This is a genomic window from Limosilactobacillus galli, from assembly GCF_947381495.1.
In the GTDB taxonomy this organism is placed as follows: domain Bacteria; phylum Bacillota; class Bacilli; order Lactobacillales; family Lactobacillaceae; genus Limosilactobacillus; species Limosilactobacillus galli.
In genome coordinates this window covers 1-201 of the sequence record NZ_CANCWK010000164.1, presented here as the reverse complement: position 1 = coordinate 201, position 201 = coordinate 1, and the positions used below count along the sequence as shown (strand labels likewise).

General features: G+C 44.8%; 1 protein-coding gene. It reads left to right on the top strand.

The genetic code is table 11. The annotated features are described in order from the left end of the window. On the top strand, positions 1–201 hold a 201-nt coding region (locus QOS10_RS09730), incomplete at both ends, for a transposase (RefSeq protein ID WP_408621594.1).

The window sequence follows — 201 nt, the reverse complement described above, 5'->3', positions numbered from 1 at the left end:
TCAAGGCCCTGAAAGGTAGAAGTGCTTTTATCTTCCTCAGGAGACATCCAGAAATCAGACAATCCCAATACTGGGGTTGTCATCTATGGTCGCCAAGCTACTACATGAGCACGTTAGGCAATATGAGCAATACATCAACAATCAAAAATACAACGAAACTAAAAAACGCCCTAACGGGCGCTAAAGGGGCCTATCCATCCC